Consider the following 445-nt stretch of genomic DNA (forward strand, 5'->3'; position numbering starts at 1 on the left):
ATGGAAAAGCGGCGTCTGTCAGTGGAGGACTATGCGATGCATCCAAATGGAGTGGGCTTTATTGCGGCAATCATCATCGGCGGTTTTGCCGGCTGGTTCGCCGAAATGTTCATGAAGTCGAATACCGGCATCATCATGAACATCATTCTCGGCATCGTCGGTGCTGCGCTCCTGAACTTCATCCTCGCCAACCTCTTCCATGTTGACTACACCGGCTGGCTCGCCTATCTGGTCATCGGTTTCATTGGCGCCTGCATCCTCATCGCGCTTGGACGAATGATCCGGCGCTGACCCACCTTTCGCAGAGTCTTGAGCGTSTGTATTGCCGCCTTGAGCGGCAGTACCTCGCTATGCCTTGGCTGGAAAGCATGCTCGCGAATGATTAGATATCAAGCCTTGCAGGGTCTGCAATGCAGCGATGAGATGTGTTCGGGACTCTTGGCTT

General features: G+C 54.1%; 1 protein-coding gene. It reads left to right on the forward strand.

The window, feature by feature from the left end; translation table 11 throughout:
- On the forward strand, nt 1-291 hold a 291-nt coding region (locus AC1D0P_RS29675; protein ID WP_477680007.1), incomplete at its 5' end, for a GlsB/YeaQ/YmgE family stress response membrane protein.
- Between the last annotated feature and the right edge of the window lie 154 nt (nt 292-445).

It is taken from the genome of Polaromonas sp. P1_G2 (assembly GCF_056405515.1).